Source organism: Ruminococcus sp. RTP21198st1_G1_RTP21198_201120 (genome assembly GCF_040924265.1).
GTDB classification, from domain to species: Bacteria; Bacillota; Clostridia; order Oscillospirales; family Ruminococcaceae; genus Hominimerdicola; species Hominimerdicola aceti.
Map to the genome: position 1 here is coordinate 26,978 of NZ_JBCOMH010000006.1, position 22,579 is coordinate 49,556.

A 22,579-nucleotide genomic window follows, 5' to 3' on the forward strand; every position below is an offset into this window, starting at 1 on the left:
TTCCTTCACCTCTTAAATTATTTTTCAAAACAAATATCTTCCCTCTCCATTTTAAAGGAGAGGAGATATTTAAAATTAACGAACATAAAATGCAGACCCTTAGTTTTCCAGACCTGACAATGAACCGTAGAGCAGTGGGAAGATACCCGCAAGGCAAAGACCGATCGCAACACCCATGAATACGATGAGCAATGGTTCCATAAGTCCTACAAGTCTTGTAACGGCTGCGTCTGCTTCTTCCTCATAGTAGTCAGCAGTTTTCTCAAGGATCTCATCGAGAGCACCTGATTCCTCACCGACATAGATGATGGAAGTAAACATTCCTTCAAATATCTCTGTTTTTGCAAGTGACGCTGAAAGCGGTGCGCCCTGCTTAACTTCATCAACTACCTGAATGAACATCTTATCAACATAAGCATTTCCAAGTATTCTTGACGAACGTTCAAGACACTCTACCATTGGGATACCGCTTGAATAAAGTGATGAAAGAGTTCTTGCGAAACGACCCTCGTAGATCTTTACCATAAGCTTTCCGGCGGCAGGCATCTTTATCTTTATGTAGTCAAATTTAAGTCTGACTGACGGTACTTTCAAGGCGTATATCCAACCGAATATCAAAACAACGACCACGATAAGAATGATATACCATTTTGCCTTGAAAAAGTCACTGAATGAGAAGAGAGCCTTAGAAAGTGCAGGCATCTGATCCTCTGGCATAAGACCTGCAAATATAGGCATGATGAACGTAAACATACCGATTACCATGACGATACAAAGAACGCCAAGTATGATAGGATAAGTCATCGCACTCTTTACCTTATTGTTCAACTTGTTTGAGTTTGCATAGTAATCGCTCAGACGCTGCATTGTCATATCGAGCGTACCTGAGGTCTCACCTGCGTCTACCATTGAGATGAAAAAGTCCGGAAAGCTTCCTCTTCTTGTATCGAGGGCCTCGGTAAAGCTCTGACCTTTCTGAACATCGTCATAAACGCTTCTCCAAACATCCTTTGCACCCTTATTCTCCTCTTCCTTATAGAGAATGTCGAGCGCTTTAACAATGGTAAGACCCGATGTCATCATTGCCGCAAGCTGACGGCAGCAGAAAGCAAGTTCCTTAGTATTGAACTTGTGCACAGATTGTTTGCCTGCACCGCCCAATGCTTCTGTATAACTTATACAGAAAAGACCTTGTTCGTGGATCTTGTCCAGTACTTCCTGTGCATCCTCAGCCTCATAGATACCCTTTATGGTTTTTCCCGAGGTATCCTTAGCAACATAGGAAAATTTCTTCATAATATGTAGATACACCTCCACTTATTTATACATTTTGTGCATTCATAACAAAAAACTTTAAAAATACACAAAACGCATTTTTATAATTATAACATTATTTTCATCTTTTCGCAAGTGATTGAGTGCTTTTTAAGCGTTAATTTATTTACAAAATAATCTTCACAAATTTATCGAATTTGTACAAATAGAATAATTAAACTAACATTTTAAATAGTATTTAACATTTAAAGCGAGTTCATACAGATTTCTGATAGTAAATACTCTTATTTATGTTCAAATAATACAATTTATACTTTATTATCTGTCTTGCCCGCACTAAAAGATTTCATACTTTTGAGAATGACAGGATGCTTATGAACATACACTTTATAGGCTATCAGATAGAAACAATAGGCCGCTGCAAGAAGAAGTCCTATGCCGAGGATCACGCTTACAAGGTAGTTCATGCCCACGCCTTCATTCAGCCATATACACGGATAATAAAGCACCTTATAGAAGATATCTCCCTTGCCCTCCTGACTGAATGAATCCCTGAATATTGCAGGAATAAAATACACTAGAAGCATAAGAAGATACACTATTGTAATATTGACCCAGCTCCAATTTTCATATGCGGCATGGCGTTTTCCGTCGTCATAAAAAAGTCTTAAGAAAAATATAAGCATGACCGCAAAGCCTATAAATGAGTCTACATTACTATTTGTCATAAAGCTTTTGAAAGCAGATGTGCTTGACGGAAATACCGTAACCAGAGCCGGTATCAGCACAATGCCTGCAAAGGCTGAAAACAGCGTAAGAACGATCATTATCCCAATTCTCGACAGAATGTACTTTAAAAATTTTATTGCCTCCATAACTACCTCCGTTTTATTCTTTTACTTTATAAAGCCTTTATGCTTTACATCTCATATTACACGATAAAGTTTTCAAACTTTACATCTTTCAATTATCTGACATAGTTTTATCAAAGAGTTTATCCACAAGCTCTCTTAGATATATATTTTCTGTACGCTCAAGTTTAGGGTCTGCGTTTCTGATAAGCTGTGCGGCTTCCTGCGCTTTTCTTAGTATATCCATATCCTGTGACATATCCGCTATCTTCAATGCAGGAAGGCCATGCTGTCTGCTTCCGAAAAAGTCACCTGGACCTCTGAGTTTAAGATCTTCCTCTGATATCTTAAAGCCGTCGTTAGTCTTGCCCAAAATTTTAAGCCTTTTCACGCTTTCCTCATTCACGTTGTCTGTAATGAGGATACAACTTGATTTATATTTACCTCTTCCCACACGACCACGAAGCTGGTGAAGCTGGGAAAGACCAAATCTGTCAGCATTTTCTATTACCATTATTGCCGCATTAGGCACGTCAACTCCTACCTCCACAACTGTTGTGGAAACGAGCAGGTCTATTTTATGCTCCTTGAAGTCGTTCATGACCTGTTCTTTCTGAGCACCGCTCATTCTGCCGTGAAGAAGTCCCACAGTGTAATCTTTAAACGTGCCCTGAGAAAGCTTTTTAGCATAGGTCTTAACGTCCTGCAAGTCCATATCACTTTCATCTATCATTGGACAGACTATATAACCCTGTCTGCCCTCGTCAAGATATTTTTTCACATAGTTAAAAGCACGCTCGCGAAGCTTTCCTGTAACGGCATATGTTTCAACGGGCTGTCTGCCCTTAGGAAGCTCTTTCAGTACAGAAATATCAAGGTCGCCGTATATCATAAGGGCAAGAGTTCTAGGGATAGGCGTGGCTGACATAACAAGCTTATGGGGATTTTCACCCTTTGAAGCAAGTGCCGCACGCTGTTCAACGCCAAAGCGGTGCTGTTCGTCGGTTATGACAAGGGCAAGCTTTTTGAACTTCGTTGTCTGCTGAACAAGAGCGTGTGTTCCCACTGCAACGGCGTATTCACCGTTTTCAAGCCCCTCTTTCACAAGCTTTTTCTGTTTTGCGGTCATAGAGCCTGTGAGCAGTGCCACCTTTACGCCAAGCGGTTCAAGAAAGCCTTTCAAAGTTTCATAATGCTGTTCTGCAAGTATCTCAGTAGGCGCCATTAGTGCGCTCTGACAGCCATTTTTATACACAAAATATGCCGCTCCTGCCGCAACTGCGGTCTTACCCGAGCCAACGTCGCCCTGAACGAGTCTGTTCATAGGCTGTTCTTTCTGCATATCTCTGATACAATCCTCTATGGCGGTTTGCTGGCTGTTTGTAAGGATAAAAGGCAGAGCGTTATAAAAGCTGTCCATATCCTGCGTTTTCAGCACAAAGCCGCTTTTTTCACGGCTTCGGCATTTCATAAGCTGCATACCAAGCTGCAAAACAAGAAGCTCGTCAAAGACAAGGCGATTTTTCGCAAGCTCGCAGATGTGCATATCTTTTGGAAAATGTATATTCTCCAAAGCATATTCAAGAGAACAGAAATTATACCTTTGCATTATGCTTTTTGGCAGCGGCTCATAGATATTCTTATTAAAAACATTCAGTGCGAGCCTTACTGTTTTTCTGAGCATTTGCTGACTAAGACCCTCTGTAAGGTGATAGACAGGCTGGACTTTATCTTCCGTATCGGCAGAAAGTATCACAGGAGAATTTATCTCTTTTCGCACAAGGTTTCCTGTTATCCTGCCGCAGAGGTAATACTCTTTATCCACTTCAAGCTGTTTATACATATACTCGCTGTTATAGATAACTATTACAAGGTCGGTGACGTCATCGGTAAAAATGACTTTGTACACTGACAGACCTTTTCTGATATGGGCTTCAGGGAGCTTTTTAACTACCCTGCCCTTTACTATGCAAGGCTCGTTAGTTGGTGCGTCGGCTATGGGCACTGGGGAGGTATAGTCGATATAACTTCTTGGATAATGACAAAGCAAGTCATATACTGTCTTTACGCCTAATTTCTCATAGCATTCGGCACGCTTTTCGCCGACGCCTTTTAAATATTCTATTGGTTTCTCAAGATCTTTTAACAAATCCTCACCACCTGTCAGCTTTTACTTCACTTAATACGATTATATCATACATCACATAAAAGGTCAATGACTTTTATTCAAATCATACATATTTACGCCATTTTTCCTGCACGTTTTGCATTTTTGCACAAAAAAAGAACAGATGAAAAAATCATCTGTCCTTGATAAAAACTATATGTTATTATATTTTCTCGCCAAACTCAGAATACTCAATAGAAGCTCTGATGAAATCTCTGAACAGAGGGTGCGCTCTGTTTGGTCTTGACTTGAACTCTGGGTGGAACTGAACACCAACGAACCATGGGTGTACATTCTTTGGAAGCTCTACTATCTCAACAAGCTTTTCGTCAGGTGAAAGACCTGCAAGCATAAGACCCTTATCTTCAAGAAGCTTTCTGTATTCATTATTGAACTCCCAACGGTGACGATGACGCTCACGGATAAGATTCTGTGGTGCTGAATAAATCTCAGCACATCTTGAATTGTCTGCAAGCTTGCATGGATAAAGGCCAAGTCGCATCGTGCCGCCCTTTTCTGTGATATCTTTCTGTGAGTCCATGATGTCTATAACAGGATATGGAGTGTCACCAAACTCGGAAGAATTTGCCCCTTCCAGTCCTGCAACGTGTCTTGCGAACTCAACAACAGACATCTGCATACCGAGGCAGATACCGAACATTGGTATCTTATGTTCTCTTGCATATTTGATAGCTTCGATCATGCCCTCGATTCCTCTGTCACCAAAGCCGCCCGGTACGATTATGCCGTCGCAGCCGTGGAGCATTTCAGCTACAGTGTTCTCATTGAGATTTTCAGACTGTATCCACTTGATATCAACTTCTGCACTGTTCTCAAAACCGCCGTGACGGAGAGCTTCTGCTACGGAAAGATAAGCGTCCTCAAGCTCAACATACTTGCCAACAAGACCGATAGTTACTTTCTTGTTACAGCTATGAACTCTGCCTATCATTTCCTGCCACTCTTTAAGGTCTGGCTGTCTGCACTCAAGCTTAAGATGATGACAAACAACATCTGCAAGGCCCTCTTTTTCAAGCCAGAGAGGCACTTCATAAAGTGATGGTGCTGTAAGATTCTGTATAACGTCCTCTGCTCTTACGTTGCAGAAAAGACCTATCTTCTGCTTCATATCCTCTGGTATCTCCATTTCAGAACGAAGAACAAGGATATTAGGCTGGATACCGATAGAAAGCAGTTCCTTTACGGAATGCTGTGTAGGCTTTGATTTAAGCTCCTTTGAGCCTGAGATATAAGGCAGCAGGCACACATGTATAAATACGGAATTTTCTCTTCCAAGCTCGATAGAAGCCTGTCTGATAGCCTCGAGGAATGGTGTGGACTCGATATCGCCAACTGTTCCGCCGATCTCTGTGATAACTATATCTGTGTCAGTTGATTTGCCTACTCTGTAAAGACGATCCTTTATCTCGTTGGTGATATGAGGAACGACCTGAACTGTGCCACCAAGATAATCTCCTCTTCTCTCCTTATTAAGAACTGTCCAGTATATCTTACCTGTGGTAACATTTGAATTGATAGAAAGATTTTCGTCGATAAATCTCTCATAGTGACCAAGATCAAGGTCAGTTTCCGCACCATCGTCAGTTACGAAAACTTCACCATGCTGATAAGGTGACATTGTGCCTGGATCGACATTTATATACGGGTCAAATTTCTGAATGGTAACGCTGTAGCCCCTTGCTTTTAACAATCTTCCCAGTGACGCAGCGGTTATGCCCTTTCCAAGACCTGATACTACACCGCCTGTTACAAAGACATATTTTGTAGGCATATCATTTCTCCTCCATATATCAAAAATAAAACACAAAAAAATCAGGTGAGATCATGTGGACACAACTCACCTTTTCGCTCTTACTAATATCATAACAAATTTTTATACAAAAGGCAAGTGTTTTTTCTATTTTTCTCTGAATTTTTTATAAATTATCAAATAGCTGCAATAATCTCTTGTAAAATTGTTATAAATTAAAGCGGTTTTATTTGATTTTATAAAAATTGATGTAATTTTAAAGTCAAATTCGTACGAAATTTATGTTGTAATTTGAGGTAAAATAGTATATACTATTATTGTATTATGCTTAAACGAGCTATAGACTTCCGGCTTGCTGACTTTAATCGGAAACGAGGTTTATTTTATGGACAACGACAACAAGAACACCTCCAACACTCAGGGAGATAAGGATTTACAGTCGCTAATATCCAATGCAATAGAAAATAGAAAGATACTTGATGCTTCAAACTCAAACGGACCTACGGGGGTCATACCTATCCCCTCAAAGGAACAGCAGAAAGCTGATCCGACACATGAGTCTGATTCAAAGCAGGATAAGACGCCAAAAAAGAAAAGAGGCTGGAGCAAGAAGAAAAAGACGGGTATTGCTCTTGGAATAATATTTGTAGTATTCATTATTATAATTGCCATTATCGTAGGTTTGTTTTTCCACTACACAGGAATGCTTGACAGAACTAAAGATACTAAGATAAATTCAGGCAGAGCGCCTATAAATTCCAGCGAGCTTACAAGTGAGGCGGATACATTTGACGCAAAGGAAAAAGAGGACGAGCTTAAGGCTCAGCTACAAAAGCAGTCCTCCAAGATATCCAGCGAGGACGTAACGAACATTCTGCTCATTGGCGAGGATATCCGTGATACAGAAGAGGAGAGCCGTGGAAATACTGATGTTATGATGATAATTTCCATAAACACCAAGAACAAAACTATTACAATGACCTCCCTTATGCGTGATATGTACATTTACATGGCACAGTTTGACGAGGGCAACAGGCTCAACAGCGCTTACTGGCACGGTGGCTGTGAGTATCTTGAACAGTGTATTGAGGATTATTTCGGTATCCAGATAGATAGATACGCAAGAGTGAATTTCTACTCGTTTATAGATATAGTTGAGACTGTAGGTGGTATCGACATGGAAGTGTCAAAGGCTGAAGCCGAGGGCATGAAGAAGCCGATGGCTGAACAGAACAAATACCTTAAAAATAAAAAAGGCACCGACTATATAAGCGACGACATATTTGCGGGCAAGAGTGATGAGGATAAGGTAAAGCTTCATCTTAACGGAAATCAGGCACTTGCGTTTGCAAGGCTTAGATATGTAGGGAATTCCGACTATGAGCGTACCGAACGTCAAAGACGTGTTATCTCAGAGATAATAACCGAATCCAAGAAGCTCAATCTTGTTCAGCTTGACAAGCTTCTGAACAAAGTCCTTCCTGAGATAAACACAGACCTTACTGATGGTGAGATCGCAAATCTGCTCCTCAATGCTTTTGACTATATGAAATATGATATCCAGCAGCTTAGAATACCTGCTGACGGCTATTTCACAAACGAAGTCATCTATAGCATGGACGTGCTTAATCCGGACTTTGCCGCAAACTCTGCGTTCATTCAATATATAGTTTACGGCAGTTGTAAAAACATTGACGAAGCTATCAAGCAGTATCAGGAAGAAAATGCTTACAACTACAGCTATGATACTGGGTATTACGGCTACTAACTGAATAATTGATATCCGCTTTCCTTTTGGGAGGGCGGATATTTTTTTGCTTCGTGCAAAAAATATAAAAAAAATAGTTGACAAATACCCATAAGGGGTATATAATATATATGTTGCAAAAGATACCCCATAAGGGTATTTGATATAGTAAGGAGGCAAAAAAACATGGACAACAGAAATGATAAAGAACTGTCATGCGGCTGCTGTGATACTTGTAGGCACAAGCACACTCCCCGTGATGATAAGGAAATAAAACAGCTAAAGAATAGGCTAAGCAGAGTTTCGGGACAAATAAACGGCATTATCAAAATGCTTGACGATAACCGCTACTGCGGAGATATACTCATTCAGGTTGCAGCGGTTGAAAGTGCAATGCAAAGCTTCGGCTATCTTATTTTGCAGGAACATATGAAGACCTGTATGACAGAGGAGATACAAAGTGGCAACACTGAAGTTGTCGATGAAGTATTAGAGCTTATGAAAAAGCTTAAATAGAAAGGCAAATATCTATGAAAAAGTTGAAATTCAATGTAACTGGCATGAGTTGTGCGGCGTGTCAGGCTCATGTGGAAAAGGCTGTGAGTAAGGTTAATGGCGTAATGGACGTAAACGTGAACTTGCTTGCAAACAAAATGACGGTGGATCTTGACGAGGGCGTAACTAACGCTCAGGCGGTCATAAATGCTGTTGAAAGTGCAGGATATGGAGCAAGCGAGATAGGCGACAAAGAAAACAAAACTGCATCACCTGTTGCGGCGGCTCAGGACGAAAGTAAAAAGATGAAGAAACGCCTATGGTGGTCTGTGGGATTTTTGATACCGCTGTTCTATATTTGCATGGGACACATGGCGAACATACCTGTCCCCCCTATTTTTGTAGGGCACAAAAACATGATGATATATGCACTCACTCAGCTTTTGCTCACAGTGCCTATCATTGCAATAAACTTTCACTATTTTTCAAACGGCTTCAAAAATCTTATCCACCGCTCTCCTAACATGGACAGCCTTATAGCTCTTGGTGCGGCGGCTTCATTCATATACAGTGTTTACGGCACTTACAGAATGGCTTACTTTATGGGCAGGGGCGACCTTGGCTCGGCACATGAGTATATGATGAATCTATATTACGAGTCATGCGGCATGATACTCACTCTCATCACTGTGGGAAAATATCTTGAGGCTCGCTCAAAAGACAAGACGGCTAATGCTGTAAACAAGCTTGTGAGCCTTGCGCCTAAGACGGCAGTTGTTATCCGTGACAGCGAGGAGGTGGAAGTTCCTGCGGAAAACGTAATGGTGGGAGATGTATTCCTGCTCAAAGCTGGCTGGTCTGTGCCATGTGACGGAGTTCTTATTGATGGAAACTGCGCGGTTGACCAATCTGCACTCACAGGCGAGAGCATACCTGTAGACAAGGCAGTGGGTGACAGAGTTATGAGTGCAAGCGTATCGGCTGGCGGTTTTGCTAAGGTAAGGTGTGAAAAGCAAGCTAAAGACTCAACACTTTCACAGATAATCGCACTGGTTGAGGACGCTTCCGCTTCAAAAGCGCCTGTAGCAAGGCTTGCAGACAAGATAAGCGCTGTGTTCGTGCCTATAGTTATAACGATAGCTCTTATTTCACTGGTAGTATGGCCGCTACTTGGCTATAGCTTCGCATTTGCTCTTAACATGGCAATATCAGTGCTTGTTATATCTTGCCCATGCTCATTGGGACTTGCAACGCCCACTGCAATAATGGTAGGAACGGGTAAAGCGGCACAGTTCGGTATCCTAATAAAATCCGCTGAAAGCCTTGAAACTGCTCACAGCATTGACACTGTTGTTCTTGACAAAACAGGAACTTGCACAGAAGGCAAGCCTGATCTTATTTCAGCGCAAGCGTTTGGTGATTTTGATGTTTCAGAGCTTAAAAAGCTTTGTGGCTCGGCAGAAAGCGGTTCATCACACCCGCTTGCAAAGGCTGTTACAGGCCACTGCAAGACAAATGGCATTGAACTCTCCCCTGCTGAAAGCTACACAGAAACAGCAGGCGGTGGTATATCGGCTGTTGTTGAGGGCAGAAACGTTCTTATCGGTAACAAGCGGCTTATGGATAACAGTGGAGTTGACATATCGATGGTTGAGGAGACGGCTCATGCTCACGCTGACAATGGTGAGATACCACTTTATGTAGCGATCGACAACAAGCTTGCAGGCATTCTGTTCATTGCAGACAAGATAAAAGAGACAAGTGCAGAGGCTATAGAGGGCTTCAAAAAGGCAGGCATTGAAACTGTAATGCTCACAGGGGACAACGAGAAAACAGCTAGAGCAATACAGAAAAAGCTTGGCATTTCACAGGTAAGATCACAGCTTATGCCTGAGGACAAGGCTACAATAATCAAAGAATTGCAGGAGCAGGGCAAAAAGGTAGCCATGATAGGCGACGGAATAAATGACGCACCTGCCCTTACAACGGCAGATGTTGGAATAGCTATCGGTGCAGGACAGGATATTGCTATCGAGTCGGCTGATATCGTGCTAATGAAAAGCGATCTGAATGATGCTGTTACGGCTGTCAAGCTCAGTAGGAGCGTTATGAAGAACATCAAGGAAAACCTTTTCTGGGCGCTTATTTACAACTCGCTTGGTATTCCGCTGGCGGCAGGAGTATTCTACGGCTTGCTTGGCTGGAAGCTCAATCCTATGTTCGGTGCAGCGGCAATGAGTTTAAGCTCAGTTTGCGTTGTGACCAATGCGTTAAGGCTCAATCTTTTTAAAAGTGTCAGAGAAAACAAAGCCGCAAAGGCTGAAATAAATACTAAAACGGAGGACGGAAAAATGAAAAAGGTAATGAAGATCGACGGCATGATGTGTTCACACTGCACAGGCACAGTAACGAAGGTGCTTAATGCGATAGACGGCGTTACAGCAGATGTTTCCCTTGAGGACAAGTGCGCTTACATCACACTTGACAAGGACGTGGCTGACGAGGTGCTTTCTAAGGCGGTGACGGACGCTGGGTATAAGGTAAAGGGGATAAAATAACGCAGATATTTTATCTCACGCATAGTAATTGCGTATATGTAAAAACGGTGGAGAGTGTTTGTCATTCTCCACCGTTTTATTATTTACGCTATTCCGTTTTGTCATCGGTTTTTTCTACCGTATCCTCCTGAATTATCGGCATTTCGACTATCGCCTTGAACATATCTCCGTCTATTTCGATATTGAAGATACCACCGCAGGCTTCCGTGAAGCTCTTTGATATGGATAATCCCAAACCGCTTCCACCGTCTGTTCGTGACTTATCCCCTCGCACAAATCTTTCAAGTATCTCTTCTTCCGTGAAGTTTATCGGCGTTGCCGAAATGTTCTTCTCGGCAAATACTATTCTGTCCGCTTTTTTGTACACATCAAGGAATATCCTTGTGCCGTCCATAGAGTAATTCAGAGCGTTGTCAACAATGTTTTGGAACACTCTGTAAAGCTTGTCGCCGTCGCCCATTACCATTGCGCTGTCGGCATTTATGTTTATCTTTACTATCTTGCCACTGTCAGCTATCTTGTCCTCTGCGTCTGCGATGCACTGATTTAACAGCATCACAAAATCAAGCTTTGTTAGGTTTACATCAACGCCGCTTGTGGCTTTTGCTATGCTGAAAACGTCAGACACAATGCCTTTGAGCTTCTGCGCCTTTTTATCAAGTATCTTCACATAGCTCGAAGCTTCATCGTCAAGATCCATTTTCTTAAGCAGGTCGATATAGCTGATAATGGAAGTCAGCGGTGTTTTCAGGTCGTGTGAAACGTTTGTCACAAGCTCTATTTTCAAACGCTCAGACTGTATCTGCTGCTCCACCGACTCTCTCACCTTATCCTGAACTGAGTTGAGTTTTTCAGATTCAGCATACACCGGCGAAGTTTTTCTTATCTTGCCCTCATAAGGCTTTTCTTCTCCAAGGCTGTCTATCTGTTTGCTGAGCTTTGAAAGCTGTGAGAAGTCACGAATATCTAACACCATCAGTATCAAAGCCACAACAAGCAAGAACGGCTCAACATCTGCACTGGAATAATAAGCGGATTCCAAAAACAGTATAACGCCTATGGCTATCGTTCTTATGGATAGTTTCACTCCAAGCGGAAGTCCATGAAAATAGTGATACAGTGATGTTTCCTTGTACTTGCGCCATAGGAACTTACATGATCTGCAAATAAGGCTTTCTTTGAATATGCTTCTTGTCTTTATCTTGCCAACAAACTCCATAAGCGAGCCGAAGCCTGCAAAATATGCCAATGCAAACAATGCTACAGCAAGTATATTTCTGAAAACGGAATTAGCCAAAGCATTGTCAAAAATATTTTTTGTGATGCTCACATAATAATTCCAGCAGGCGCCAAATACAAAAGCAAATGTAATAGCCAGTACCATTAGGATAAGGTAAACTTCCGTAGGCACTTTTTTTAGAAAATTGCCTTGCTTCCAGCGTTCAACGCTCTCAGGCTCTGCATTATATGCACAGATCAGGAGTAGATAGCACACAAGCATAAATTCAATAACGCCAAAAACGATCACAAAAAGCTTTGCACGATACATATCATTCAAAGCCTCGGTGTATTCCTTTTCCATTGCCGTAAGCTTTTCAGCTTTCGGTGCAAAGAATACCGTTATACCTGAATCGTCATTGTCTGTCGCTTTGTAATCAGGCAGGTCATAGAGGTTTTCACATTTTGCCCATGTGTTTCCGTAATCGTCCTCATAATAATATATGCTGTTGTCATAGTCATAGTATTCATTGCCGTCATCAGTGTCATAATCGTCACCAATTTCTTCATCTTCAAGCCTGTCGGAATATTTCAGACCGTTTTTCAAATCAAGACCTTTAATAACATTATATCTTGAGTCTACATTATAGAAAGCTATTGGATCATAATTGCCGTAATTGTAAAAATATCTGCCGTAGTTATCATAATAACTTCCTCCTACGGGCACAAGATTGTCGGCATAAAACTCTTCTGTCACGTTATCCTGATACTCCGCTGTATTGTAATAGTAGTCAACTATCTGCCCTGATGAAGTTCTGTCGCTCATTACCTCGTTATCACGGCGGAGTATATAGTTTTTGTGCGACGATTTAAAAGCTTCTATCTTATCCGTTTCGCTGTCATAGTTTTCTATATCTTTTATATTTGACAGATATCTTGTTTTACCATTTTGAGTAATTCCCACATAGTAATCAAATCGACTGTCTATAAGCCGTATACCGTCTTCTGTCTTTTTGTATTTATAGCGGTTATAGTCAAGATAGTTAAGATAGTCATTGAACAGGTGTCTAGGCTGAGTGTAGTTCCAATCCTCATCAACATATCTGAGATAAGCCGAAGCTGTAACGCACAGTTCCTCATACATTTCATTGGAAGCCAGCTTATAGCTTTCTGATTTAAGATAAGATTTACTGCTGCTGTCAGCATGGCTGTTAGCATAAAGCACCAAAGACAAGCAAAAACCGCCTGCAATAACGCAGGCAAGCACAAATGCTATAATTCTCATCTTTTTAGCTGAGAATATCTTAAACCATTCTGCCTGCTCAAATTTTCTCGATTTTGTAGCCAATTCCCCACACCACCTTCAAGTATTTCGGCTCTCTAGGGTTTATTTCTATTTTCTCTCTGATGTGACGAATATGTACCATTACCGTGTTTTCAACGGCATATGCGTCCTCGTTCCACACTTTTGAATAGATCTCCTCGGCAGAAAATATCCTGCCTGCGTTTTTCATAAGAAGCTCAAGAATTTTAAGCTCCGTGGCGGTGAGCTTGACAGGTTCTCCGTCAACCTTTAAGCTTTTTGCCTGAGTGTCAAGCTCCAGACCGCCTATTTCTATAATATCCGTTTTGTTTGCCGTGTCGATAGCGCCAAGCTGCATATATCTTCTCAGGTTGCTTCTTACCCTTGCCACAAGCTCCATAGGGTTATAAGGCTTTGTTATGTAATCGTCAGCGCCCATTGAAAGCCCAAGCACCTTATCTGTATCCTCAGATTTAGCGGAAAGCACAAGTATAGGGATATTCTCTGTTGCCCTTATTTTCATCATTGTAGAAAGTCCGTCCAGCTTAGGCATCATGACGTCAATGAGTATAAGCTGTATGCTGTTCTCAGTGAGCTTTTCCAAAGCCTCAAGACCGTCATAGGCTTTTATTACCTTATAGCCCTCCATTTCAAGCAGCTTTGCGATAGCTCCCACTATATCTTTATCATCATCTACAACAAGGATTACAGGCTCCTTTATCTCCATATCGGCACGACCCTTTCTTTTACGTTTATTATTATAAGCCACATTCTTTAAAAACAGCTCAACATAATTCTTAATTAAATCTTAATGCACTCTATGATTATATCACATTTTTTCTAACATTACAACAAAAAAAGACGGGCGAAATAAATTCCGTCCGTCTTTATATGGCAAGTTGTATTACTTATTCTTTTCCAAATATGCGTGATACTGATCGTTGAGAGTTTTAAGTTCTGAATCAACAGTACCCTTATACTGCTCTTTGAGCTGTGTCCACGTATACTGTGAGCCATTCTCATCTGTCTTCATAACTGAAGTATACAGATAAGGAATAACAGCTTCCTTAGTATCATTTGTTGCAGCGTCATTATCTGACAGAGTTGTGGAGATACCATAACCAGGGTCAAATATCTTAGTGAACTTGTCTGTAACAAGGTCAACGTAAGCTACGTTATACATATCTTCTGTCCAGTTAGGATTGTTTACAAAGAACTTCTCCTTCTCGATATCCTTATATGTATCCTGAGTATAAACTATCTTTGCACACTCGAGCCAGCACTTCATAGCGTCATTCTTTGTCGAACCCTTTACCCACATATACGCATTCATGTCGATAGTTGTATAAAGCGTATCAGAGTTAGGATCCTTTGGCATTGGAACTACGCCCCAATTGTCGCCGTCCTTTGGTGAATGTGTACCGGTAGAAGCCCATGGACCCATTGCATAGAAGAGGATATTCTTCTTGAATGCGTCGCCTGCCTGTCCTACCCAATCAGGATAGTACATACCATTCTTTGCGATATCATAAAGCATATCAGATGCTCTTACAAAGTCAGCGTCGTTGAGATTTGAAACATACTCGTCCTTATCAGCGTCATATGTGATAAGAGTCTTACCTGTTGACTGGAAGATAAATGGTGCAAACCAACCGTTTATGCCGTATCTCTCCTCGTCAGCAGCAGCGCCCTCAACATATTCTGACATCATGTCATACCATGCGTTCCAATCCCACTCGCCGTTCTGATAAAGCTCATATGGATCATCAAGACCAGCAGCGTCTATCATAGACTTATCATATGTGATAACAGAACCTGGCAGGAAGTTGATAGGTGCAACAAAGTGCTTGCCGTTGAGAGTGAACTGCTCTGCAACGTCCTTGACATCGCTCCACATAGCACTATCGAAATCAACGATATCATCAACAGGCTGGAACATTTCCTTGATACAGTTTGCAGGGAATGTCATAGACTGCTCATACCAGAACATATCCGGTGGATTGTTAGACATAAGTCTTGCTGCGAGCTTATCATACTTGTTCATTGATGAAGTCTGAGAATACTTGATCTTACCGCCCTTTTCCTCAAAAAGAGTAAGGTCAGTTCTCTTTTCCGGCTCTTTCTTAGTTGGGTTTATGTCAAAATAAGAAAGCCACTCCAACTCCTTTTCCGAACCATCAGGGATAGTAGCAATATCGTCGGTGCTTGCTACCTTTACCTTATCAACATAAGAGCTGCTTGAATCGCCGCCTGATGAGCTACCGCATGAAGCTACGCTCACTGCTGACAAGAGAGCCATTGCACCGGCAATAACACGCTTAGAATTTTTCATTATATATAACCTCCGTAACGGATCGTTTTCATTAGAAAACGTTTCCTTGATTCTTACATAGCTATTATATCACCGAATGTAATCGTTGTCAACAAAGTTACAATCACTGTTACATTCTTTTAAATACTTTTGGTGATTTCAACAAATAATCATTCATTTTTTTGGTGATTAAGCCTACAGCATAAAAAAACGGAAACAACATTCAGCCGTTTCCGCTTCATATAAAATACGATATCTACGCTCTTACCAGCTTATTGATTCGTTTTGCTCTGGAATACTTCGCCACATAACGCCTTGTATCCTTACTGATAACACCACTGAGAGCAAGCAACGCTATAAGGTTTGGCAGTGCCATAAGTCCATTGAAGATATCAGCGATCGTCCAAACGGCAGAAACCGTCATATATGGTCCGATAAATACAGCGAGGATATAGAGATATCTGTAGACCATGACCACCTTCATGTTGCTGTTAAAAAGATATTCCATACACCTTTCACCGTAATAGTTCCAGCCAAGGATAGTTGTGAAAGCAAAGAACACAAGACAGACCATAAGAATAAATGCAGGTATCATTGACGGCAGGAACGAGAAGCCGTTCTGGAAAGCGTGATTTGTGACCTCAACGCCCTCAAAAGGCTTGCCTGTTACTGGGTTGATAGCCTCGTAGCTTCCCATCATTACGATAGCAAGACCTGTCATAGTACATACAATGATAGTGTCGATAAATGTGCCACACATAGAAACAAGACCTTGTCTTACCGGCTCTTTTGTCTGAGCGGCTGCGGCTGCGATAGGTGCCGAACCAAGACCTGACTCATTTGAGAAAATTCCTCTGGCAACACCCTTTTGTATAGCAATGAACATTGTAGGAAGAGATCCGCCTGCGACAGCCTTGAAACTGAATGCCTGTTCAAAAATAAGGGCAACAGCGTGAGGGAGCCTCTGAATGTTTATAACAATAAGTGAAAGACAAGCGACTATATAAACGACTGCCATAAAAGGCACAACTACCTGAGAAACACTTGAGATCCTCTTTATGCCTCCGATAATAACAAGTGCGGCAAAAATAGTTATCAAAAGTCCAGAGATTATAACAGCCCATGTATAGTCAGCGCCAAAAATATTCACTGTATGTTCCTTTTTAGGATCAAAGAAAGCCTGAACTGCCGATGAGATGCCATTCACCTGAGAGAAAGTACCGATACCAAAAAGACCAACGCAAGCGCCAAAGAACGCAAATACCTTTGCAAGCCACTTCCACTTCTTACCCATGCCATATTCTATGTAATAGAATGGTCCGCCGCAAACGTGTCCGTCAGCGTCCATACGTCGGTATTTGATAGCAAGAAAGCCCTCGGAAAATTTTGTTGCCATACCAAGGAGAGCAGCTATCCACATCCAGAGGAGCGCTCCAGGTCCGCCTGAAAGCACACCAATGGCTGTTGCTACACCGACGATATTTCCCGTACCTATTGTTGCGGAAAGTGCGGTGCATAGTGCTGCAAAGCTCGATATCTCGCCTTTGCCACCATTTTCGTTCTGAAACATAAATTTCAAAGCCTTTGGCAGGTGGAATATCTGAAGAAGCCTTAGCCTAAAGGTGAGGAATATTCCCACAGCCATAATGAGTACGATAAGCGGTATGCCCCAGACATAGCCATCTATCGTTTCAAGTATTTTTGTAAATTTCTCCATGCCCTAAAAAATCCTTTCTTACAGAAAATAGGCAGTTTTTACGGAAAAACTGCCTTATTTCTCCCCTATCTATTTTTACGAAAGTAATTAGTCGCCTGTGGACTCTCTTAGAATTATCCTGTGGTCAACAGTATAATAATGATTATCCTTAGTAGTCTTATTCATGTTCTCAATAAGCTTTGCCACAACAAGCTCGCCCATTTTTGAGCAAGGCTGTTCAACCGTTGAAAGTGTAGGGATTATCCACTCACACATGGATATATTGTCAAATCCCATTATGGCGACATCTTTGCCCACATCAATGCCCATATCTATTGCCTTGTGCATTGCAGAGATAGCAAGCAAGTCTGACACAGCGAAAATCGCCGTAGGCTTCTCAGCAAGTGCATTGAAATATTCAAACGCTCTGCCTCCGCAGTCATAGTCATAGGACTCTTTATAGATATATTCATTCTTTATCTCTATGCCATATTCTTTTAATGCTCTTATATAGCCGTTCTCTCTTGCAGTGGAGGAGATAGCCGAAGAGTTCGTTCCGATAAAGCCTATCCTTTTATGACCCTTTTTGATAAGAGCAGCGACAGCGTCAAACGCAGCCTGTTCATCGTCAACAGCGACAGTAAGCACATTTGCGCCCTCCACGCCCTCACAGCACAGAGCAACGTTATAATTCTCTGCGAGCTTATTAAGCGAAGCTGCGTCATACTGAGTGCCAAGAAGGATAACACCGTCAACAGTTCTGTTAAAAAGCATATTCATCTGCCTTGTTTCAGCGGTCGAGGTTGAATAGGAAACTGCAGTTATGATATCGTAACCAACTTGTCCTGCATAATCCTGCATACCCATGACTATCTTTGAATAAAGAGAATGTTCAGAGGTCGGCATAATTACAAGAATAACATTCGTTTCGCACTTTCTAAGATTTCTTCCCAGAAAATTCGGAGAATAGTTGAGCCTTGCAATAGTTTCATTGACTTTTTTTGTTGACTCATCTGATACGTTACAGCTTCCGTTGAGAACCCTTGACACTGTCGCCACTGAAACACCGGCTTCCTTGGCAACATCTTTTATTGTAATGCTCATAGATCTTATCCTTTCTGCGACAGCATACCGCTGAAATAGTCATACCATCATCAATTATAACATATTTTGAACAATTCTCCAATATACATTCCTAACAAAATTGTAAACGTTTTTTAGGCTAATTTAATTAAGAAGCAGACTAAATGCTTGAAAAAGGAACAGTGATATGCTATAATATCATAAACGAATGATTTTTGAAAGGAAAATACGCAATGCTCCATGGTTATTTTGATATACCCACATTTCACTATTTTGAAGAAAAAAACACCTGGTCCGGCAGCAATTACACCAATTTCAGCTACCGCATAGACCCTATTCTCGGCGATGAAAAAGAGCTTTATGTCAGAGTATGGTACGGCACAAAGTGCGTCACGGAGGTAACAGACTTTGTGGCAGAATATCACGAAGAATACTCTGAAAAGGGTCTTGAAAACGTTCTGGCAGACCTGACGAAAGAATTTGAGAAATTCAAACTCATCAGAAAAGAGCTTTAGCAACAAAAAGGCGAACACGGTTTCTCTGCATTAGCAGAAACGAACTGTGTTCGCTTTTATTTTTTTGTTATCAATACCACTCGTTTTCCTGAGTATTATAAACGTCAGCAGAAGAATCCGTCTCCATCGGCGTTGTCATAGCGTCAGCCGCAGATGAAGAATCCTTATTGTTCACAGGCTTCTCAGGTGAGATAAGCTGCTCAGACATAAGTCTTTTGCCACTTTCATCAACAAGACCAACATCAACAGCTGTCTGAACTATACCATCAGCAATAGCTTGTCCATACTCTGTAAGGTGTTCGTCAAAAAGCTTATTGTCGATATCCTCGGTTATAAATCCAAGCTCCACAAGACAGCTTGGCATAACAGTGTCAGCATTTATGTAGTAGTTTACACCGGAATTGCCAACGTAGCCATACTGTACTCCTCTATTATCAGATATACCTACCTTTTCAAGACCATCAAGTATATTCTGTGCAAGCTTTGTGTCATATTCAGGCTCAGAATTGTTCACCCAAACCTCAACGCCCGAAATATCACCGTCATAGCTGTTTCGGTGAAGTGAAACATACATATCAGCCTTGGCGTTATTTGCCTTTGCACATCTTTCGTCAAGCTCAAGGAAAGAGTCATCATCTCTTATCATCACCACATTGACGCCGTATTTTTCAAGATATTTCTGCACCTCAAGTGCGACCTTTAAGTTATCGTCTTTTTCATATCTTTTTCCTGAGGCATCAGTTGTGCCGCCGTCATAATCACCGTGGCCTGCGTCAACACACACTGTAAAGTCCATATTAGAATACTTCGCAGGCTCGTCTTTTTTATCCTCAGCAGAAGAAGCGTCCTCCTTCACAGCGACAGAAGATGTATTATTCAATACCTTGTTTGTTTTTTGCGTATCGTCTCCTTTGATCTTTGATACTACCAAGGCTGTCAGCTTTACCAGACCAGTCACAATGCCGATAAGTATTATCAATGCAATAATAATTCTGTTCCAGTATATTTTTTTCTTTTTCACCCTTCTGACAGGCTTTCGTCCGTAGATCTGTTCAAACTCCTCATCTGAAAGTGTATTCATTAGATCAAAGCTCCTGTAAAAAATTTATCCATTTTAATTATACCACACGCTCAACGTTATTTCAAGATTATTTGTTACCATGTTGTAAGAATTTCGTTACTTTTAACGATTTTGCATATCACAAGGCTATTAATATACGCTATCTGCACAATAAAAAAGGGTAAACAAAGACTGACACACAGCCTTTGTTTACCCCATTAAGCTCTTATTTTATTCCACCAATGTTCTCTCGTCACAATATTCGCAAACAAGCGTTGTGCCGTCGCCTTTGAACCAATGTGGCAGATACTTTTCGTGGTGAGTGATACAGTTAGGATTTGAACAATCAATGTGCTTATGCACTCTGCCCTTCATAAGCGGCTGCGAAGCACCATCGCCGTTTATAACTGTAAGTATAAGTGCCATTCTGATATACATACCGTATTTTGCCTGCTTGAAATACATTGCTCTCGGGTCGTCGTCCACCTCGATAGCTATCTCATTGACTCTTGGCAGAGGGTGAAGCACTATAAGGTCAGGCTTTCCCATTGAAAGCTTTCTTGTATCGAGTATGTAATTTCCGCTCTGAGTCTGATACTCCTCCTCAGAAGCAAAACGCTCTTTTTGTATTCTTGTCATATACAGCACGTCAAGCTCACCGATAACCTCTTCAAGGTCGGTAACTTCTTTGTACTCCATGCCTGCCGCTTCAAGGATATCTTTTACATACACAGGCAAAGCAAGCTCAGAAGTTGAAACTAATATGAACTTATTGTTTGGAAAACATACCATTGCTTTAATAAGGGAATGGACTGTTCTGCCGTTTTTAAGGTCACCGCAAAAGCCTATGGTCAGGTTATCAAGTCTGCCCTTTTCTTCTCTAAGTGTAAGCAGGTCTGTAAGTGTCTGTGTTGGGTGGAGGTGTCCACCGTCGCCTGCGTTGATAACAGGGCAATCAGCAGTGAGTGCCGCAGCCTTTACCGAGCCAGCGGTAGGGTGACGCATTACCATGATATCGGCATAGCCGGAAACTATCTTTGTGGTATCCTTGATATTCTCTCCCTTTGCAACGGAAGAAGTGGCAGGATTGTCAAAGCCTATTATCGTTCCACCAAGACGTAGCATAGCGGTCTGGAAAGACATCTGCGTTCTTGTTGACGGCTCATAGAAAAGAGTACCCATTATCTTGCCCTTGCAAGCCTCGCTGTAGGCGGCAGGATTTTGAACTATCTTATGACCGAGGTCAAGAAGTTTCAGCCACCAAGATACTGGATAGTCATTAAGATCAATAAGATCAAGTCTGTTTTTTTGCTCACTCACATCAAACACCCTCTCAAATATTCAGACATACATTATGCCGCACATTCCTTGTACGGCATTTTCTTTATTATATCACATCTGTTCCATTTTTTCAAGTACATAGCCCATATTATTTGAGCAGGTCAAAATTTGTTTCATCTGCAAACTGGTCGCAGTCATACATAAATAATATCTGGTCATATGCACTCGTATCTGCCACGTCAGAAAGGGTCTTGCCCTCCTCTTTGAGTTTGTCAGGGTCTACCAAGGTTATCTCGCTGTAGTGTGGGGTAAGAAACGGCACAAGGGTATTGGCATAGCTTCCTTTGATGATAAGAAGCTTTGGTGCGTCCTCTGCAGTTGTCTTGACCGTTGCCTTAGTAAAGTTGTCACCTTGCAGGAAGATAGCCGTTTTATCTGCTGTTTTCAGTGCAGATCTAAAATAAACAGATTTTGAGGTAAGCACCTGATCTTCTCTGTAAAGCTCCACAGAATCCACAGTAGTCTTATACTTTGAACGGAAGATGTTCACTCTGTCTGCGCCTATGCTGTTATAGCAAAGTTCACTGTAAAGTCCCCCATAATAAGAATTTGAGGTATATTCTTGATCGTAATTGGACAGAACGACCGGCTCAAAACCCAGCTCTTTTATGCCGTCCGCATAGGCAAAATATGCCCCGAAGGAAGTCCACTTTCTATCTGTACGATAGTAAACGTAATTATTTCTTGCAGAATACATAGGAAAAAACGTATCTATGGTGTCTATCCTGCTGTCCAGGTCATAATAGATATTATCTATCATTTCACGCTGGTCTGTGTTTGAAGTATAAGCAGGCAGCTTAGCAGAATAGATACCTGCGGCAGTCGGAGCTAACATAACATATACAGGTGTATCTGTGTTTTCTGAAAAATCATTTATCTGCGAGATATTTTTATCAAGCCTGTCCTTATCAAAATCTGTGATCTCTACAAGACGATTTTTAAGGATATAGATATTATCAAAATTTTTCTTACCAGTCATCACAAACATGGTCGTTCTGAGCGACTTCCAATTTGAGCTTAGAGGAAAATTACTGCTAACATAGGTCTGAACGTTATGTCTTATATCTGAACTGTCTGCCTTATCACTTTCAGATCCATGTCTGCCCATCACGAGAGTATATGCCGCAAACATTATGACTATTACAAAAAATGCGCTTACTGCGATATAATCAGCAGCTTTTTTCATTA

At 41.4% G+C, this 22,579-nt stretch carries 16 protein-coding genes; 4 read left to right on the top strand and 12 right to left on the bottom strand.

The features are described 5' to 3' along the window. Window positions 1-99: 99 nt before the first annotated feature. From AB5627_RS05080 to AB5627_RS05095, 4 genes are all read right to left on the bottom strand, one after another. Window positions 100-1,296, bottom strand: a complete 1,197-nt coding sequence (locus AB5627_RS05080; RefSeq protein WP_046441446.1) for a type II secretion system F family protein — start codon at window positions 1,294-1,296, stop codon at window positions 100-102. Window positions 1,297-1,583: 287 nt separating this feature from the next. After that, on the bottom strand, window positions 1,584-2,150 hold the full coding sequence (locus AB5627_RS05085) for a hypothetical protein (RefSeq protein WP_022286795.1): 567 nt from the start codon (window positions 2,148-2,150) through the stop codon (window positions 1,584-1,586). A gap of 88 nt (window positions 2,151-2,238) precedes the next feature. Further along, entirely contained in the window at window positions 2,239-4,275 is a 2,037-nt protein-coding gene (gene recG / locus AB5627_RS05090) for an ATP-dependent DNA helicase RecG (RefSeq protein WP_265290759.1), read from the bottom strand. Window positions 4,276-4,456: 181 nt separating this feature from the next. Then, complete coding sequence (locus AB5627_RS05095) at window positions 4,457-6,085, bottom strand: CTP synthase (RefSeq protein ID WP_022286793.1); 1,629 nt, start codon at window positions 6,083-6,085, stop codon at window positions 4,457-4,459. Between the two features lie 364 nt (window positions 6,086-6,449). On the opposite strand from AB5627_RS05095, the gene AB5627_RS05100 reads away from it, so the two are divergent. The 3 genes from AB5627_RS05100 (at window position 6,450) to AB5627_RS05110 (ending at window position 10,864) form a co-directional block, all read left to right on the top strand. Then, on the top strand, window positions 6,450-7,832 hold the full coding sequence (locus AB5627_RS05100) for an LCP family protein (protein WP_022286792.1): 1,383 nt from the start codon (window positions 6,450-6,452) through the stop codon (window positions 7,830-7,832). Window positions 7,833-7,997: 165 nt separating this feature from the next. Then, window positions 7,998-8,327, top strand: a complete 330-nt coding sequence (locus AB5627_RS05105; protein ID WP_022286791.1) for a metal-sensing transcriptional repressor — start codon at window positions 7,998-8,000, stop codon at window positions 8,325-8,327. A 14-nt stretch (window positions 8,328-8,341) separates the two neighbouring features. Beyond that, a complete protein-coding gene (locus tag AB5627_RS05110; RefSeq protein WP_333635083.1) occupies window positions 8,342-10,864 on the top strand; it encodes a heavy metal translocating P-type ATPase in 2,523 nt (840 codons plus the stop codon). Between the two features lie 88 nt (window positions 10,865-10,952). Here the strand turns inward: AB5627_RS05110 and AB5627_RS05115 are convergent, their stop codons facing one another. The 5 genes from AB5627_RS05115 to AB5627_RS05135 form a co-directional block, all read right to left on the bottom strand. Next, on the bottom strand, window positions 10,953-13,430 hold the full coding sequence (locus tag AB5627_RS05115; RefSeq protein WP_368369708.1) for a sensor histidine kinase: 2,478 nt from the start codon (window positions 13,428-13,430) through the stop codon (window positions 10,953-10,955). Beyond that, the gene (locus tag AB5627_RS05120) at window positions 13,405-14,112 is read right to left on the bottom strand and encodes a response regulator transcription factor (protein ID WP_081856051.1); all 708 of its coding nucleotides are present in this window, start codon (window positions 14,110-14,112) and stop codon (window positions 13,405-13,407) included. The genes AB5627_RS05115 and AB5627_RS05120 overlap by 26 nt, the downstream gene beginning before the upstream one ends. A 177-nt stretch (window positions 14,113-14,289) precedes the next feature. After that, entirely contained in the window at window positions 14,290-15,717 is a 1,428-nt protein-coding gene (locus AB5627_RS05125) for an ABC transporter substrate-binding protein (protein WP_022286787.1), read from the bottom strand. A 235-nt stretch (window positions 15,718-15,952) separates the two neighbouring features. Further along, a complete protein-coding gene (locus tag AB5627_RS05130) occupies window positions 15,953-17,413 on the bottom strand; it encodes a sodium:alanine symporter family protein (protein ID WP_022286786.1) in 1,461 nt (486 codons plus the stop codon). Between the two features lie 87 nt (window positions 17,414-17,500). Next, complete coding sequence (locus AB5627_RS05135; protein ID WP_022286785.1) at window positions 17,501-18,496, bottom strand: LacI family DNA-binding transcriptional regulator; 996 nt, start codon at window positions 18,494-18,496, stop codon at window positions 17,501-17,503. Window positions 18,497-18,708: 212 nt separating this feature from the next. Between AB5627_RS05135 and AB5627_RS05140 the strand changes: the two genes are divergently transcribed. Then, the gene (locus AB5627_RS05140; protein ID WP_022286784.1) at window positions 18,709-18,990 is read left to right on the top strand and encodes a hypothetical protein; all 282 of its coding nucleotides are present in this window, start codon (window positions 18,709-18,711) and stop codon (window positions 18,988-18,990) included. 70 nt (window positions 18,991-19,060) lie between these two features. Here the strand turns inward: AB5627_RS05140 and AB5627_RS05145 are convergent, their stop codons facing one another. From AB5627_RS05145 to AB5627_RS05155, 3 genes are all read right to left on the bottom strand, one after another. Continuing rightward, a complete protein-coding gene (locus tag AB5627_RS05145; RefSeq protein ID WP_368369709.1) occupies window positions 19,061-20,071 on the bottom strand; it encodes an N-acetylmuramoyl-L-alanine amidase in 1,011 nt (336 codons plus the stop codon). 210 nt (window positions 20,072-20,281) lie between these two features. Continuing rightward, entirely contained in the window at window positions 20,282-21,370 is a 1,089-nt protein-coding gene (gene pyrB, locus AB5627_RS05150) for an aspartate carbamoyltransferase (protein ID WP_022286782.1), read from the bottom strand. A gap of 109 nt (window positions 21,371-21,479) precedes the next feature. Next, the gene (locus AB5627_RS05155; RefSeq protein WP_022286781.1) at window positions 21,480-22,577 is read right to left on the bottom strand and encodes a DHHW family protein; all 1,098 of its coding nucleotides are present in this window, start codon (window positions 22,575-22,577) and stop codon (window positions 21,480-21,482) included. Window positions 22,578-22,579: the final 2 nt, after the last annotated feature.